Here is a 15,533-nt window from a genome sequence, read left to right on the forward strand (position 1 = left end):
CGGCGGTCGGCGCCCATTCCAACGTGAGACATACCGTTTCCGCTTCTGAAGGACATTCGATGACCCTCCTGTTCACCCGCGCGGCACGCTTCGCCCGTTTGCTGCCCGGTATGGCGCTGATTGGTACGCTGGCCGTGGCCACGCAGTTGGCCCAGGCCGACGAAGCCGCGATTCGCAAGACGCTGGCCGACCGCATGCCCAAGCTGCCGAAGATCGACGAGATCAGCAAGACGCCGATCCCGGGCGTCTATGAGCTGCGCATCGGCACCGACATCCTCTACGCCGACGAGACGGGGTCGCACCTGATCGAAGGCGCGATCCTGGACACCAAAACCCAGACCGACCTGACCAAGGCCCGCATCGACAAGCTGACGATGATCGATGTCGCCTCGTTGCCGCTGAAGGATGCGTTGGTGTTCAAGCAGGGCACCGGAATGCGCAAGCTGATCGTCTTTGCCGATCCGAACTGCGGCTACTGCAAGCGCATCGAGCGCGACTTGTTGGCGCTGAAGGACGTCACGATCTACACCTACCTGCTGCCGATCCTCGGCCCGGATTCGACCGCCAAGTCGCGCGACATCTGGTGTGCGAAAGACAACGGCAAGGCCTGGCGCGCCTGGATGATCGACAACGTGACCCCTGCCAAGCAGCAGACTGACAAGTGCGATGTCGCGGTGCTGGAGCGCAACCTCGAGATCAGCCGCAAGTACAAGATCACCGGCACGCCGGCGGTGGTGTTCGAAGACGGCACCCGTTCGCCTGGTGCGTTGCCGGCCAACGTGATCGAAGAGCGCATGAAGGAAGCCAGCAAGAAGTCCTGAACGGACTCGTTTCAAACGCAAACAAATCGGTGGGGCTGCAGCGACAATGCGCGCCATGAGTGTCGCAACCACCCATCTTTCGCACCCGGCCGCGCTGGCGGCCGAACCACCCCGCCTTGCGCGCCAGCTGGGCGCCGCGGGGCTGATTCCATTCGTGCTCGGCGCCGCGCTGATCTGGCTGGTCTATCCCGAGGCACAGCCCTATGTGACCGCAGCGACGGCCGGGTACGCCGGCTGCATCGTTGCCTTCCTCGGTGGCATCCACTGGGGCCTGGCGATGCGTGCCGGCCACAACGAGCCGGCCCATTTCGGCTGGTCCGTCGTGCCGCCGCTGGTGGCGGCACTGGGCGTGATGATGCCGCCCTATGCCGGGCTGGTGCTGCTCGGCGCGATGCTCCTGGTGTGCTACGCGGTCGATCGCAAGCTGCTGGCCGAGCAGGGGTTGAATGCCTGGTTGACGCTGCGCTTTCGCTTGAGCGCGGTGGCTGGCCTGAGCTGCTTCATCGGCGCGGCGGGCACCTGATGACGGCCGCCATCCGCTACCGCATCGATCTGGCGGACGCCGCCAATCACCGCTACCGGGTGACGCTGACGGTGCCGGCACCGGCACGCGTGCAGCTGTTCAGCCTGCCGGTATGGATCCCGGGCAGCTACATGGTGCGCGAGTTCGGTCGCCACCTCAGCGGGTTGCGTGCGCAGCAAGGCCGTGCCGATGTGGTCCTGACCCAGCTCGACAAGACCACCTGGCGTGTCGACACCACCGGCCGCGGCGCGCTGACGCTGAGTTACGACGCCTACGCTTTCGACAACTCGGTGCGCACCGCGTTCCTCGACGACAGCCGTGGCTTCTTCAACCCGACCAGCCTGTGCCTGCGCGTGCATGGCCAGGAGGGCGTGCCGCACGAGGTCCGTCTGGCCAGCCTGCCCAGTGGCTGGGACGTGGCCACGGCGATGCCCGCATTGGCGGAAACGCGCAACGGCTTCGTCAGCGCTGACTACGACGAGTTGGTCGACCACCCGTTTGAGCTGGGTCGCTTCTGGCGCGGTGAGTTCGAAGCCGGCGGCGTGCCGCACGAATTCGTCGTCGCCGGTGCCTGGCCCAGCTTCGACGGCGAGCGCCTGCTGGCCGATGCCAAGCGCATCTGCGCCGCGCAGATCCATTTCTGGCACGGCCGCGGCAAGCCACCATTCGAACGGTATGTGTTCATGCTGAACACGGCGGAAGACGGCTACGGCGGGCTCGAGCACCGTGCCAGCACCGCTTTGCTGGCCAATCGGCGCGATCTGCCGCGCCGTGGCCAGGCGGCCGCCAGCGATGGCTATGTCACGCTGCTCGGGCTGATCAGCCATGAGTACTTCCACACCTGGAACGTCAAACGGCTGAAACCGGCCGAGTTCATCGAGCTGGACTACGGCCAGGAGAACTACACCCGGCTGCTCTGGTTCTTCGAGGGCTTCACGTCGTACTACGACGACCTGATGCTGCGCCGCGCTGGCCTGATCGACAGCGCGCGCTACCTGAAGCTGATCGGCCGCACGGTCAGCGGGGTGCGCAGCACGCCGGGCCAGAAGGTGCAAAGCGTGGCCGAGGCGAGCTTCGATGCCTGGGTCAAGTACTACCGCAGCGACGAGAACACCCCGAACTCGACCATCAGCTACTACACCAAGGGGTCCTTGGTGGCGCTGCTGCTCGATCTGCACCTGCGCCGCGCCGGCGAGTCGCTGGATGCGTTGATGCGGCGCCTGTGGAAAGCTTGCCCCAGCGGCGCGTTGACCGAAGAGCGTGTGCTGAGCGAAGTCGCCGAGCTCGGCGGGGCCGCGCTGGCCGAATCGCTGAAAGCCTGGGTGCACGGCCGCGACGACCTGCCTCTCGATGCGGCGCTGGCTGCGGCCGGCATCAAGCGCAGCGAAGACAAGGCGCCGTGGAGCGCAGCGCTGGGCCTGAAGCTGTCCGAAGGCCCGGTGACCGGGGTGCAGGTGAAGTCGGTGCTGAGCGGCAGCGCTGCAGCTGCCGCCGGCGTCTCGCCCGGCGACGAGTTGCTGGCCATCGACGGCTGGCGCATTCGCCGCTTCGACGATGCGCAGCAATGGGTCGCCGAGGGCCAGCCGTTCGAACTGGTGCTGGTGCGTCAGCAGCGCCTGCGCACGCTGACGGTCAAGCCATTGGCCGCGCCGGCGCTGGAGCGCACCCTCAGCCTGGCGCCGGACCCTCAGGCGCCTGCCGCCGCGTTGGCACTGCGCCGGGCCTGGTTGGGTGACTGAGCCGGCGTCGATGCAGGCCGGCTGCTGACATGAGCGCCGCGCTGCCCGGTGGCCGTTCGAGCCGGGCCCGCGCCGCACGCCGTGCGGGCTGGTTCGTGCTGCTGATCACCGTGTCGATCGGTCACTGGTGGCTGGCCGCTCAGCTGCCCGACAGCCGCCTCGGTGAAGGAGATGCCGACGACGCGCCGAGCGCGATCGAGGTCGCGTTCGTGCGTGAATTGCAGCCCGCGGCGCCGCCGGTGTATGCCGCGGCGCCGTCGCCGCCTGTCAAACTGACCCGGGCCCCGCGCAGGCCCGAGCCTGCCGCGTCGGCCGCGTCGCCACCAGCCAGCGAGCCCACCGCCGAAGTGGCGGCAGTGACCGCGCTCCCCGCCAGCGCCACGGCCAGTGCCCCGGTGATGCCGGCCTCGGCGCCGCTGGATCTTCCGCCGGTGGTGGCTGCTGCGTCGGCGCCCGCCAGTGCGGCAGCGGTTGTGGCGGCCCCGGCGTCGAGTGCCGTCACCAGCTTCGATTGGCCCCCATCGACTCGTCTGAACTACGACTTCAACGGCTATTACCGCGGCCCGGTGCTGGGAAACGCCAAGGTCGAGTGGCTGCGTGACGGCAGCCACTACCAGGTGCGTCTCGAAGTACGGGTACCGATGCTGGGCGGCCGCAAGATGCTCAGCGATGGCCAACTGGGCCCGAACGGGCTGATGCCGCGCCGCTATGACGAGGTGACCGATCGCCTCTTTGCGGACACGGTGAACCAGACTGTGCGGTTCGAAGCCGATCGCATCGTGCTGGCCAACCAGAAGGTCAACGACTGGGTGCCCGGCGTGCAGGACACGGCCAGCCAATTCGTGCAGATGACCTGGATGTTCCTGACCCAGCCTGAGCTGTTGCAGGTCGGCCGCACGATCGAGTTTCCTCTGGCATTGCCGCGCCGCGTCGGGCGCTGGACTTACGACGTGCGCGAACAGGTGACGCTGTACCTGCCTTTCGGCGAGGTCAACGCCTTCCACCTGGAGCCGCGGCCGATGAGCAAGCGCGGCAAGGAATGGCTGGTGGACATGTGGATCGCGCCGAGCCTGCAGTACCTGCCGGCGCGGATCCTGCTGCGCCAGGACGCCGAGAGCTATGGCGAACTGATCCTCAACAGCCGCCCGCTGCAGTCCGGCCCCGCGCCCACGCCCGCGGCGCCGCGGGCGTCGGAACGTATAGTCCATTGAACTGTCCAGACGAGGAGTGCCACGATGGCCTACGAATGCATCCTGACCGAACGCCACGGTGACGCGGCGTTGCAGACCGGCGTGATCCGCCTGAACCGTCCCAAGCAGATGAATGCGCTGAACGACCAGCTGATGGACGAGCTGGGCCAGGCGCTGCTGGCCTTCGATGCCGACCCGGGCATCGGCTGCATCATCGTCACCGGCAGCGAGAAGGCTTTTGCCGCCGGTGCCGACATCGCGGCGATGAAGGACTACGACTTCGAGCACACCTACCGCACCGAGTACATCAGCCGAAATTGGGAGACGATGCGCCGTGTGCGCAAGCCGGTGATCGCCGCGGTCGGTGGCGTGGCGCTCGGTGGTGGTTGCGAGGTCGCGATGATGTGCGACATCGTCATCGCCGCCGACAACGCCAAGTTCGGCCAGCCCGAGATCACGATCGGCGTCGTGCCCGGTGCCGGTGGCACCCAGCGCCTGCCGCGTGCGATCGGCAAGGCCAAGGCGATGGACATGGTGCTGACCAACCGCTGGATCAACGCGCAGCAGGCCGAGGCCTGGGGCCTGGTTTCGCGTGTGGTGCCGTTGGACAAGCTGATGGACGAGGCGTTCACGGTCGCTGCGCAGATCAATGGTTTCGGCCAGATCTCGGTGATGGCCGCGAAAGAGGCGGTCAACCGCGCCTTCGAATCGTCACTGACCGACGGCCTGTGGTACGAGCGCCGCCTGTTCCACGCGATGTTCGGCACCGCCGACCAGCGCGAGGGCATGGCCGCGTTCCTCGACAAGCGGCCCCCGAAATTCGAACGCAACAAGTAGGCGCTCCGCCGGAGCCGCCGCTCACCAAGTGGCGTGCGCGGATCCGGCTTTGCCGGTCCGCTGCGCGAGCCCCCTTGGGGGGCAGCGACCGGAGGGAGCGTGGGGGCTCAAGGTTGCACCCAGCGCGCGCCGTGGCCATCGAAGACGGCGCGACGGTGGCCGGCCGGGTCCAGCGCCAGCCAGTCCATCACCCGCACCTGCGCCGTGACCACTGCGAAATGTTCGCGTGAGCCTCGCTCGGGGGCTGGGTGGGCGCGCAGTGGAGCGCCGGGTGGCAGCGGCGACAGATAGTCCTGCGCCGCCGGTGTCATCTTCAGCGTCGCCCAGCGCGACGACACGGCGAGGCCGCTGGTCTCCAGCACCAGATGCACGGTCAGGCGCAGCTGCCAGCCCAGCTCGGCTGACCACATGACCATCGTGGCCTGCGGATGGGCGTCGATCTGGGCGGCCTTCGGCGATCGGGCATCGGTGAAGAAGACCAACTCGCGTGCCGGTGCGTCGACCTCGCGCAGCACCACCACGCGTGCATCCACACCCGCCGCGCCACCGGCCGTCGCCAGCACGGGCGTACGCCATGCATGGCCCCGCGCGTGGGCCGCGGCGACCAACTCGGCCCAAAGCTGCACCTCAAGGGCGCCGAGATCGTCGGTCGGCAACGCTGTCACCATGGTGCCCGACATCATCGCCGGTCCGGATCGGCCCGGGTTGTGGCGTATCAAGACTCGTGGCGCAGCGCTGGCGCGCCTCAGCTCTCCCGACGCAGCGCCGGGAACAGGATGATGTCGCGGATGCTCGGGCTGTCGGTCAGCAACATCATCAGCCGGTCGATGCCGATGCCGCAGCCGCCTGTGGGCGGCATGCCGTATTCGAGCGCGCGGATGAAGTCGGCATCGAAGAACATCGCCTCTTCGTCGCCGGCATCCTTGTTCGCCACCTGGGCCTGGAAGCGCGCCGCCTGGTCCTCGGCGTCGTTCAGCTCCGAGAAGCCGTTGGCGTATTCGCGGCCGGTGATGAACAGCTCGAAGCGTTCGGTGATTGCCGGGTTCGTGTCCGACGCACGGGCCAGCGGGCTGACCTCGACGGGATAGTCGATGATGAAGGTCGGCTGCCAGAGCTTTTCTTCGACCGCCGCTTCGAACAGCCCGAACTGCAGCTCGGCCAGCTTCCAGTGCGCCGGCGGCTCTTCGCCCAGCGCCTTGAGCTTCCCGTGCAGGGCGACTGGGTCGATCGATTCGGCTTCGCTGACACCGGCATGCACCACCAGCGATTCACGCACCGACAGGCGCGCGAACGGCTTGTCCAGCTCGACTGGCTTGCCGTTGTAGGTCAGCGCTGCCGAGCCGGTGGCCGCGCGCGCGGCGTGGCGCAGCACGGCCTCGGTGAAGTCCATCAGGTCGTGATGGTTCCAGTAGGCCGCGTAGAACTCCATCATGGTGAATTCGGGGTTGTGCCGAACCGAGATGCCTTCGTTGCGGAAGTTGCGGTTGATCTCGAACACCCGCTCGAAGCCGCCGACGATCAGCCGCTTCAGGTACAGCTCTGGCGCGATGCGCAGGAACATTTCCTGGTCGAGCGCGTTGTGGTGTGTGACGAAGGGCTTGGCATTCGCGCCACCCGGGATCGGGTGCAGCATCGGCGTCTCGACCTCGAGGAAACCGTGCTCGACCATGAAGCTGCGGATTGAGCTGACGGCCTTGCTGCGGGCCACGAAGCGAGCGCGTGCCGAGTCGTCGGTGATCAGGTCGACGTAGCGCTGACGGTACTTCTGCTCCTGGTCGGTCATGCCGTGGAACTTGTCCGGCAATGGGCGCAGGCTCTTGGTCAGCAGACGCACCGACGTGGCCTTGACCGACAGCTCGCCGGTCTTGGTGCGGAACAGGGTGCCTTCGCAGCCAAGGATGTCACCCAGGTCCCAGTGCTTGAAGACGGCCAGCGCCTCGGCGCCGACGGCGTCCTGCGTCACATACAGCTGGATGCGGCCGGAAGAGTCCTGCAGCGTCGCGAAACAGGCCTTGCCCATCACGCGCTTGAGCATCATGCGGCCGGCCACGACCACCTTCACGCCCTGCGGCTCCAGCTCCTCGTTCGGCACCTGGCCGTGGCGGTGGTGCAGGTCCAGCGCGTGGTGGGTCGGCTTGAAGTCGTTCGGGAACGCTGCCGCGCCGCTGGCTTTGGCCTGAACGCGGATCGCGGCGAGTTTCTCGCGGCGTTCAGCGATGAGCTGGTTGTCGTCGGTAGCAAGGGTATCCATAGTTCGGAATTCTAGTGGCGTGCCGACCAATCCCCCGGGTACACGAACCCATCCGATAATATCCATGCCCTTTTCACTGGAGACCAGACGATGAAAAAGGTGCTGGTCACAGGCGGTGCCGGCTTCCTCGGGTCGCATCTGTGCGACCGCCTGCTGCAAGACGGTCACGATGTCCTGTGCGTTGACAACTACTTCACGGGCACCAAGGCCAACATCGCGCATTTGCGTGGGCACCCTCGCTTCGAGGCGATGCGGCACGACGTCACCTTTCCCTTGTACGTCGAAGTCGACGAGATCTACAACCTGGCGTGCCCGGCTTCCCCGGTGCACTACCAGTTCGATCCCGTCCAGACGACCAAGACGAGCGTGCACGGGGCGATCAACATGCTGGGGCTGGCGCGGCGCCTGGGCGCGCGCATTCTCCAGGCCTCGACGAGCGAGGTGTACGGCGACCCGGAGGTGCATCCGCAGACGGAGTCGTATTGGGGCCGTGTCAACCCGATCGGCGTTCGCAGCTGCTACGACGAGGGCAAGCGCTGCGCCGAGACGCTGTTCTTCGACTATTGGCGGCAGCATCGGCTCCAGATCAAGGTCGTGCGCATCTTCAACACCTACGGTCCGCGCATGTACGAGCGCGATGGCCGCGTCGTGTCCAACTTCATCGTGCAGGCACTGCGTGGCGAAGACATCACGATCTATGGCGACGGGTCGCAGACCCGGAGCTTCTGCTATGTCGACGACCTGATCGAGGCGATGGTGCGCATGATGGCCACGGACGACGGGTTCACCGGCCCGGTAAACGTGGGCAACCCCAGCGAGTTCACGATGCTCGAACTGGCTCAGAAAGTGGTGGCGCTGACCGGCTCGCGCAGCCAGCTGGTCTTCAAGCCCCTGCCCTCGGACGATCCGCGCCAGCGCCAACCGGACATCAGCCTGGCCCGCCAGGCACTCAAAGGCTGGGAGCCCACCATCGCGCTCGATGACGGCCTGACCCGGACCATCGACTACTTCCGCACCGTGCTGGCAACGGACCGCTAGACTGGTCCTGGCGCGTCAATCGAGCCGTTCATGCTGTCCAACAAGTCCATCCTGGTTACCGGCGGAACGGGTTCCTTCGGGAACACGTTCGTCCCGATGACGCTCGCGAAGTACAACCCGCGGCGCATCATTGTTTACTCCCGCGACGAGATGAAGCAGTGGGAGATGGCCAAGAAATTCGTCGGCGACCCGCGTGTGCGCTTCTTCATCGGCGACGTGCGTGACCGCGAGCGGATGTACCGGGCGCTGGATGGCGTCGACTACGTCGTCCACGCCGCGGCGACGAAGATCGTGCCCACCGCCGAGTACAACCCGTTCGAGTGCGTCAAGACCAACATCATCGGCGCGATGAACCTCATCGACGCCTGCATCGACAAGGGCGTCAAGCGGGTGGTCGCGCTGTCGACCGACAAGGCGAGCAGCCCGATCAACCTGTACGGTGCGACCAAGCTCGCGTCCGACAAGCTGTTCGTGGCCGGCAACTCGTACGCGGGCGGACACGACACCCGGTTCTCGGTCGTTCGCTACGGCAACGTCATGGGCTCGCGGGGCTCGGTGATCCCGTTCTTCCTGTCGATCCGTGACCAGGGTGAGCTGCCGATCACCGACGAGCGAATGACGCGCTTCATGATTTCGCTGGAGCAGGGCGTCGAGCTGGTGTGGCATGCGTTCTCTGACATGCAAGGCGGCGAGATCTACGTCAAGAAGATTCCGTCGATGCGCATCACCGAGATCGCCGAAGCCGTCGCGCCCGGCGTCAAGACCAAGCTCGTCGGCATCCGTCCGGGCGAGAAGCTGCACGAGCAGATGATCGGACCCGAAGACGCGCCGCACACCTACGAGTACCCGGCACACTTCAAGATCTTGCCGGCCATCCACAACTGGAGTGCCGACCCGCATCGCATCAAGGATGGCGCCCGGGTGGCCGAAGGGTTCGTCTACGCGAGCGACAGCAACCCGGAGTGGATGAGCGTCGAGGCCCTGCAGCAGTGGATTGCCGCGAATCTGAACAAGATCGGGACCTTGTGATGTCGCACATCCCTTACGGACGGCAGGACGTGACCGTGGCAGACATCGCGGCCGTGACCGAAGTCCTGCAGTCGGACTGGCTGACGCAAGGCCCCGTGGTACCACGCTTCGAGCAGGCGTTGGCGCAAGCCTGCGGCGCCCGCCATGCCGTGGCGGTGAATAGCGCCACCTCGGCGCTTCACATCGCGTGCCTGGCCGTTGGCCTCGGGCCGGGCGACTGGCTGTGGACCAGCCCCATCACCTTCCTCGCCTCCGCCAATTGCGGCCGCTACTGCGGTGCGAGCGTCGACTTCGTCGACATCGACGGCCGCACCGGCAACATGTCGGTCGAAGCCCTTGACCGCAAATTGAAGCAGGCGCAGGCGGACAAACGCCTGCCGAAGGTCGTGGTTCCCGTGCATCTGGCAGGCCAGAGCTGCGAGATGGAGGCGATCCACGCGCTGAGTGTCGAGTATGGCTTTCGTGTCATCGAAGATGCCTCGCACGCCGTGGGCGGTCGATACCGGGGCGATCCCGTCGGGGGTTGCCGCTACAGCGACATCACGGTGTTCAGCTTCCACCCGGTGAAAGTCATCACCAGCGCGGAAGGGGGCATGGCGCTCACCAACGACGAGCAACTGGCGCAGCGCATGGCCCTGCTGCGCAGCCACGGGATGACGCGCGACGCGGCGCTGATGGACTACGAGCCCGATGGTCCGTGGTACTACGAGCAGATTGACCTCGGCTTCAACTACCGCATGACCGACGTTCAGGCGGCGCTGGGGCTCAGCCAGCTGAACCGACTGGAAGCCTACGTGCAGCGTCGCCATGAACTCGCCCGGCGCTATGACGAGCGGCTGGCCAGCCTGCCGGTGACGGGTCTGTGGCAGCACCCCGACAGCCACTCCGGGCTGCATCTGTATGTCGTGCGTGTCGAGGCGCAGCGGCACCGGGCCGTGTTCGACGCGATGCGCGCCGCCAATATCGGCGTCAACCTGCACTACATCCCGGTGTATCGCCAGCCTTACTACCGCCAGCTCGGCACGGTCAGTGGCACCTACCCCGAAAGCGAACGCTACTACGCCGAGGCCATCAGCCTGCCGATGTATCCCACCTTGGGCGAAGCCGAGCAAGACCGCGTCATCGAGGCCTTGCGCAAGGCCGTTACGGCGTGAAGCTGGCGGTCATCCCGGCGCGCGGCGGCAGCAAACGCATCCCGCGCAAGAACATCAAGCCGTTCTGCGGCAAGCCCATCATCGCCTGGTCGATCGAGGCGGCGCTGGCGAGCCGCTGCTTTGATCGCGTGATCGTCTCCACCGACGATGCCGAAATCGCCCAGGTCGCCCGCGAGGCCGGTGCCGAGGTGCCGTTCGTTCGCCCCGCCGCGCTGTCCGACGACCACGCCGGCACGATCCCCGTCGTGCGCCATGCCATCGATTGGCAAGCCGCTGCGGGCGAAGCGCCGAGCCTGGTGTGCTGCCTCTATGCGACGGCCCCGTTTGTCGGCGCAGATGACCTGCGCCACGGGCTGCAGACGCTACAGCGCAGTGGAGGTGATTTCGCGTTCTCGGTGGCACGCTTCTCCTATCCGATCCAGCGCGCGCTTCGTGTCGATGCGGCCGGTCGGGTGACGATGTTCAGCCCCAGCCAGTTCAACGTCCGGTCGCAGGATCTCGAAGAGGCCTATCACGATGCCGGCCAGTTCTACTGGGGCACCGCGGCGGCTTGGCAGTCTGCGGTCACGCTCTTCGGCCCGAGTTCGACGGCCATCGTGCTGCCATTGCATCGCGTGCAGGACATCGACACCGTCGACGACTGGGTGCGTGCGGAGCTGATGTTCCGGGCCCTGCAGGCGACACCGTGACCGCAGCCTCGTGGACGGTGCTTGTCCGGGCCGACGCGTCGTTGCAGATCGGTACCGGCCACGTGATGCGCTGCCTGACGCTGGCCGATGCGCTGCGCCGGCGCGGCGCGCGCTGCACCTTCGTGTGCCGGGCCCATGACGGTCACCTGATCGGAGCCATCAAGCAGCAGGGCCATTCGATCGAGACACTTCCTGTCGGCGCTGCGCATGCGGGCGCCGGCACGACGTCCCATGCGCACTGGCTGGGCGCGGATTGGCTGACCGACGCGCAGCAGACGATCGCCGCATTGGGATCGCACAGGCCGGACTGGATCGTCGTCGACCACTACGCGCTCGATGCGGCATGGGAGTCGGCTCTGCGGCCGCATGCAGGCCGCGTCTTGGCGATCGACGATCTGGCGGACCGCCCGCACGACGCCGACCTGCTGGTCGACCAGAACCTTGGCCGCGACGCGGCCGACTATGCGGGCCTGGTGCCGGCTGGCTGCACCGTACTCGCGGGCGCGACGTTTGCGTTGCTGCGCCGCGAATTCGCACAGTGGCGGGAGCGCAGCCTGCAGCGCCGCCACTCGCCGTCGCTGCGGCGGCTGCTGATCACGATGGGCGGTATCGACCTGCCCAACGCAACCGGCGCGGTGCTGCAAGCACTGAGGGCGTGTGAGCTTCCACCCGACTGCCGGCTGAGCGTGGTCATGGGCGCCGCCGCCCCGTGGCTCGATCAGGTGCGATCGCTGGCGGCCCTCATGCCGCGCCCGACGGAGGTTCTGGTCCGTGTCGAGGACATGGCGCAGCAGATGGCGCGCAGCGATCTCGCGATCGGCGCCGCCGGGGGGACCGCCTGGGAGCGGTGTTGCCTGGGCCTGCCTGTCTTGCTGGTCGTGCTGGCGGATAATCAGCTGCACGGTGCGCGCGCGCTCGAAGCTGCCGGTGCTGCCATGTTGATCGGAGATGCAGCTGCGGTCGAGCGGGAGCTGGTTCCGGCTTTGGCAAGGGCCTCTGCGCCCGCGATGCTCACCCGCATGGCCGAGGCTGCCGCTCAGGTCACCGATGGGCTGGGTGCGGACCGGGTCGCTCAACGCATGGTGGATCTCGATGCCTGACAACGACAGCGCCCTGGGTCGCGTTCGGGCGATGAGCGCCGATGACGTGATGACGGTGTTCGCGTGGCGCAATCACCCGGACATTCGCCGCAGCATGTTCTCGCAACACGAGATCGGCATCGAAGAACATCGGCGCTGGTTCGACACCCAATCCCAGGATCCACGCCGGCACCTGCTCATCTACGAGCAAGCCGATGCGCCGATGGGTTTCGTGGCGTTGACGCAGGCTGCGCGCGGGCAGGTCGCCGATTGGGGCTTCTACACGGCGCCCGGTGCCCCGAAGGGAACGGGACGGGCCATGGGCCGCTGTGCGCTCGAGCATGCCTTTGTCCGGCTCGGTCTTCACAAGGTGTGCGGGCAGGCGATCGAGTTCAATCGCCGGTCCATCGGGTTTCATCTGGCCCTGGGCTTTCGCCAGGAAGGATTCCTGCGAGACCAGCACTTCGACGGCGAGCGCTACCACGGGGTGGCCTGCTTCGGCCTGCTTCAACACGAATGGCCGCCGGCGGCCTGAGTTCCATGTCCCAGCATCCAGCCATCACCATTGCAGGGCGGCGCATCGCGGTCGATGAGCCGCCCTACGTGATCGCCGAACTCTCGGCCAACCACAATGGCAGCCTCGAGACGGCTCTGCGGATCGTGGACGCCGCGCAGGCCGCTGGTGCGGCGGCGATCAAGCTGCAGACCTACCGGCCGGACACGATCACGCTGGACAGCGATGCCGAGCCATTCCGCATCCGTGGTGGGCTGTGGGACGGTCGGACCTTGTTCGACCTGTACCAGGAAGCGCACATGCCCTGGGAGTGGCATGCCGAGCTGTTCGAGCATGCGCGCCGGCGCGGCATCACGATCTTCAGTTCGCCTTTCGACAACACGGCGGTCGACCTGCTCGAGAGCCTGGGCGCACCGGCCTACAAGATCGCCTCTTTCGAGGCGATCGACCTGCCGCTGATCCGCTATGTTGCGCGCACGGGCAAGCCGATGATCATCTCCACGGGCATGGCCGACGTGGACGAGATCGGGGAGGCCGTCCAGGCTGCACGCGACGGCGGCTGTCGCGAACTCGCGCTGCTGCATTGCGTCAGCGGCTATCCGGCACCCGCAGGTGAGTACCACTTGCGCACGATCACCGATATGCGCGAGCGCTTCGGCGTCGTCATCGGCCTGTCGGACCACACCCTGGACAACGCGACCGCCGTGGCGTCGGTGGCGCTGGGGGCGGCGATCATCGAGAAGCACTTCACCCTGGATCGCCGCGGCGGCGGGCCTGACGACAGCTTCTCGCTGGAGCCGGCGGAACTGCAGGCCCTGTGCCGCGACAGCCATACCGCGTGGCAGGCGCTCGGCGCGGTCAACTACAGCTGCACGTCGAGCGAGCAGGGCAATGTCAAGTTCCGGCGATCGCTGTACTTCGTCAAGGATCTGAAGGCGGGCGAGTTGATCACGCCCGACGCCGTGCGCAGCGTGCGGCCCGGCTACGGCCTCGCCCCAAACTTCATGGACCAGGTGGTTGGGCGCGTGCTGCGGCAGGACGTTGTCTACGCCACGCCGGTCTCGTGGGAGCTGCTCGCGTGACGCTTCGGATTGGCTTCGCCACCATCTACTCATGGCGCCCGCACGTCGAACACCTTTCCTTTTTGGCCAGGCTTGTCGAAGGGGCCGGCCACGAAGCCTTTTTCCTCACCTGCGATGCCGACCTGCCGACCTGCTACACGCGCGAAATGCGCGATCGCCCGGCCTGGCGTGAATGCCTGCAATGCCGCGTTGGCGGTGTCCGCTCGTATACCCGCCACAACGTGGCATCGATCGGTGAGTGCGCCCCACGCGACGCTGCGGCAGCCCGGCCGGAGTGGGCCTGGTCGAGTGCCAGCACCCTGGGGCGCTTCGAGTCGGATGCGGACTACGGCAGCGCCGATTTCGCGTCGCTGGTCAGCCGGCTGCAACCCACCGTGCAGAAGACCTATCAGGCGGCGCGTGCGTGGATACGCGATCAGCGGCTGGACGCCGTGTGCGTCTTCAACGGACGCATGGACACGACACGCGCCATCTTCGAGGCGGCGAAGTCGTTGGGCGTGCGGGTGGTGACGCTTGAGCGCACCTGGTTCGGCGACGGCCTGCAGCTCTATCCTGACGAGTCCTGCCTCGGGCTGCACAGCGTGCACCGCTTGGTGGAGACCTGGCGCGAAAGGCCACTCACGCGCTCGCAGGCGCTGCTGGCGGCATCCCATGTCGCGCGGCGTTTTCTGAGGCAGAACTTCACCGAATGGCGTGCCTACAACCTGAACGCCCAGGCCGCGACCTGGCCCGTTCAGGGCAGCCGGCGCAAGATTCTGCTGATCCCGAGCAGCCGCAACGAGGTCTGGGGTCACCCGGACTGGGTCGCCGAGTGGTCCGATCCCCTGGTGGCCTACGACGCGATCATCGAACGACTCGGGCTGCAACCCAGCGATCTCGTACTGCGTTGCCATCCGAACTGGAGCGAGACGATCGGGCGGCAGGGGGGCGGCTACTCCGAACGCCACTACGCCGATTGGGCACGGCAGCGCGGCATCCACACCATCGCCAGTGGCGACACCGCGAGCACCCTGGGCTTGATCGAGCAGTGCGACGCCATCGTCGTTGCCAATGGCAGCGCCGCACTGGAAGCCGGCATCCTCGGCAAGCAGGTCATTGGCATTGCCCCTTCGATCTATCGGCAGGCGGGTTTTCGTGATGCCGTCGAAGGTCCGGGCGAACTGGACAGCCTGCGGCTGCACGCTGACCTGGACGCGCAAGATCTGGCGCGCCGCCTGAGCGACATCCCGCGGTTGACGCTGCGCTTCGCCTACACGATGGTGCACCGCATTCCGCAATACACCAACTTCGTCCGCGCCGAGGCGACCACGCGCTACAAGTACGACATGTCGGCAGATCCGCAGCGATTCGTCGATCTGATGTGCGGCGGAGACCTGCGCGCCGATGACGAATCGTCCGCCGACGACACCATTGGCGAGGACGATGTGTTGGCGCGCATTGCGGCGCGCGACTGGCAGGGCATCCTCGATGCACTGCCGCCGGACACCCGCACCTATGTGCCGGTCAAGCGACGCCTGGTGTTCCAGCCGATCGACCGGGTGCGGCAGTGGATGCCGCTGGGCGATCGATAGGTGGGGCTCGAGACGG

The 15,533-nt window shown here is 66.8% G+C and carries 15 protein-coding genes; 13 read left to right on the forward strand and 2 right to left on the reverse strand.

Annotated elements, in window-relative coordinates; all coding sequences use genetic code 11:
• Nucleotides 1-59: 59 nt before the first annotated feature.
• The 5 genes from VFY73_RS22040 to VFY73_RS22060 are packed head-to-tail and all read left to right on the forward strand — an operon-like array spanning nucleotide 60 to nucleotide 5,110.
• Nucleotides 60-821: a DsbC family protein gene (locus tag VFY73_RS22040; protein ID WP_329722798.1), complete on the forward strand. Its 762-nt coding sequence runs from the start codon at nucleotides 60-62 to the stop codon at nucleotides 819-821.
• A 55-nt stretch (nucleotides 822-876) separates the two neighbouring features.
• Nucleotides 877-1,344, forward strand: a complete 468-nt coding sequence (locus VFY73_RS22045; protein ID WP_329722800.1) for a DUF3429 domain-containing protein — start codon at nucleotides 877-879, stop codon at nucleotides 1,342-1,344.
• Nucleotides 1,344-3,083: a M61 family metallopeptidase gene (locus VFY73_RS22050; RefSeq protein ID WP_329722802.1), complete on the forward strand. Its 1,740-nt coding sequence runs from the start codon at nucleotides 1,344-1,346 to the stop codon at nucleotides 3,081-3,083. Before VFY73_RS22045 ends, VFY73_RS22050 begins: the two co-directional genes overlap by 1 nt.
• Nucleotides 3,084-3,112: 29 nt before the next feature.
• Nucleotides 3,113-4,294, forward strand: a complete 1,182-nt coding sequence (locus VFY73_RS22055) for a DUF3108 domain-containing protein (RefSeq protein WP_329722804.1) — start codon at nucleotides 3,113-3,115, stop codon at nucleotides 4,292-4,294.
• A gap of 24 nt (nucleotides 4,295-4,318) precedes the next feature.
• On the forward strand, nucleotides 4,319-5,110 hold the full coding sequence (locus VFY73_RS22060; protein ID WP_329722806.1) for an enoyl-CoA hydratase: 792 nt from the start codon (nucleotides 4,319-4,321) through the stop codon (nucleotides 5,108-5,110).
• Between the two features lie 107 nt (nucleotides 5,111-5,217).
• Here VFY73_RS22060 and VFY73_RS22065 read toward each other — a convergent pair whose 3' ends face one another.
• Both VFY73_RS22065 and lysS read right to left on the reverse strand, forming a co-directional pair.
• The gene (locus tag VFY73_RS22065; protein WP_329722808.1) at nucleotides 5,218-5,793 is read right to left on the reverse strand and encodes a pyridoxamine 5'-phosphate oxidase family protein; all 576 of its coding nucleotides are present in this window, start codon (nucleotides 5,791-5,793) and stop codon (nucleotides 5,218-5,220) included.
• A 62-nt stretch (nucleotides 5,794-5,855) separates the two neighbouring features.
• A complete protein-coding gene (gene lysS / locus VFY73_RS22070) occupies nucleotides 5,856-7,361 on the reverse strand; it encodes a lysine--tRNA ligase (protein ID WP_329722810.1) in 1,506 nt (501 codons plus the stop codon).
• Nucleotides 7,362-7,451: 90 nt separating this feature from the next.
• On the opposite strand from lysS, the gene VFY73_RS22075 reads away from it, so the two are divergent.
• Genes VFY73_RS22075 through VFY73_RS22110 form a run of 8 tightly spaced genes read left to right on the forward strand, consistent with a single transcriptional unit; the run spans nucleotide 7,452 to nucleotide 15,517 of the window.
• Nucleotides 7,452-8,399, forward strand: a complete 948-nt coding sequence (locus tag VFY73_RS22075; RefSeq protein ID WP_329722812.1) for a UDP-glucuronic acid decarboxylase family protein — start codon at nucleotides 7,452-7,454, stop codon at nucleotides 8,397-8,399.
• A gap of 30 nt (nucleotides 8,400-8,429) precedes the next feature.
• Nucleotides 8,430-9,428: a UDP-N-acetylglucosamine 4,6-dehydratase (inverting) gene (gene pseB / locus VFY73_RS22080; protein ID WP_329722814.1), complete on the forward strand. Its 999-nt coding sequence runs from the start codon at nucleotides 8,430-8,432 to the stop codon at nucleotides 9,426-9,428.
• Complete coding sequence (gene pseC, locus VFY73_RS22085) at nucleotides 9,428-10,582, forward strand: UDP-4-amino-4,6-dideoxy-N-acetyl-beta-L-altrosamine transaminase (RefSeq protein WP_329722816.1); 1,155 nt, start codon at nucleotides 9,428-9,430, stop codon at nucleotides 10,580-10,582. The genes pseB and pseC overlap by 1 nt, the downstream gene beginning before the upstream one ends.
• Nucleotides 10,579-11,271 carry a pseudaminic acid cytidylyltransferase gene (gene pseF, locus VFY73_RS22090; RefSeq protein ID WP_329722818.1) on the forward strand — a complete coding sequence of 231 codons (693 nt, stop codon included), beginning with the start codon at nucleotides 10,579-10,581 and terminating at the stop codon, nucleotides 11,269-11,271. Before pseC ends, pseF begins: the two co-directional genes overlap by 4 nt.
• Nucleotides 11,268-12,371: a UDP-2,4-diacetamido-2,4,6-trideoxy-beta-L-altropyranose hydrolase gene (pseG, locus tag VFY73_RS22095; protein ID WP_329722820.1), complete on the forward strand. Its 1,104-nt coding sequence runs from the start codon at nucleotides 11,268-11,270 to the stop codon at nucleotides 12,369-12,371. Before pseF ends, pseG begins: the two co-directional genes overlap by 4 nt.
• Nucleotides 12,364-12,885: a UDP-4-amino-4,6-dideoxy-N-acetyl-beta-L-altrosamine N-acetyltransferase gene (gene pseH, locus VFY73_RS22100; protein ID WP_329722823.1), complete on the forward strand. Its 522-nt coding sequence runs from the start codon at nucleotides 12,364-12,366 to the stop codon at nucleotides 12,883-12,885. Before pseG ends, pseH begins: the two co-directional genes overlap by 8 nt.
• Nucleotides 12,886-12,890: 5 nt before the next feature.
• Nucleotides 12,891-13,946, forward strand: a complete 1,056-nt coding sequence (gene pseI, locus VFY73_RS22105) for a pseudaminic acid synthase (protein WP_329722825.1) — start codon at nucleotides 12,891-12,893, stop codon at nucleotides 13,944-13,946.
• Complete coding sequence (locus VFY73_RS22110; RefSeq protein ID WP_329722827.1) at nucleotides 13,943-15,517, forward strand: hypothetical protein; 1,575 nt, start codon at nucleotides 13,943-13,945, stop codon at nucleotides 15,515-15,517. Before pseI ends, VFY73_RS22110 begins: the two co-directional genes overlap by 4 nt.
• Nucleotides 15,518-15,533: the final 16 nt, after the last annotated feature.

The sequence above is a fragment of the Ideonella sp. genome (assembly GCF_036277275.1).
Lineage (GTDB): Bacteria > Pseudomonadota > Gammaproteobacteria > Burkholderiales > Burkholderiaceae_C > Ideonella.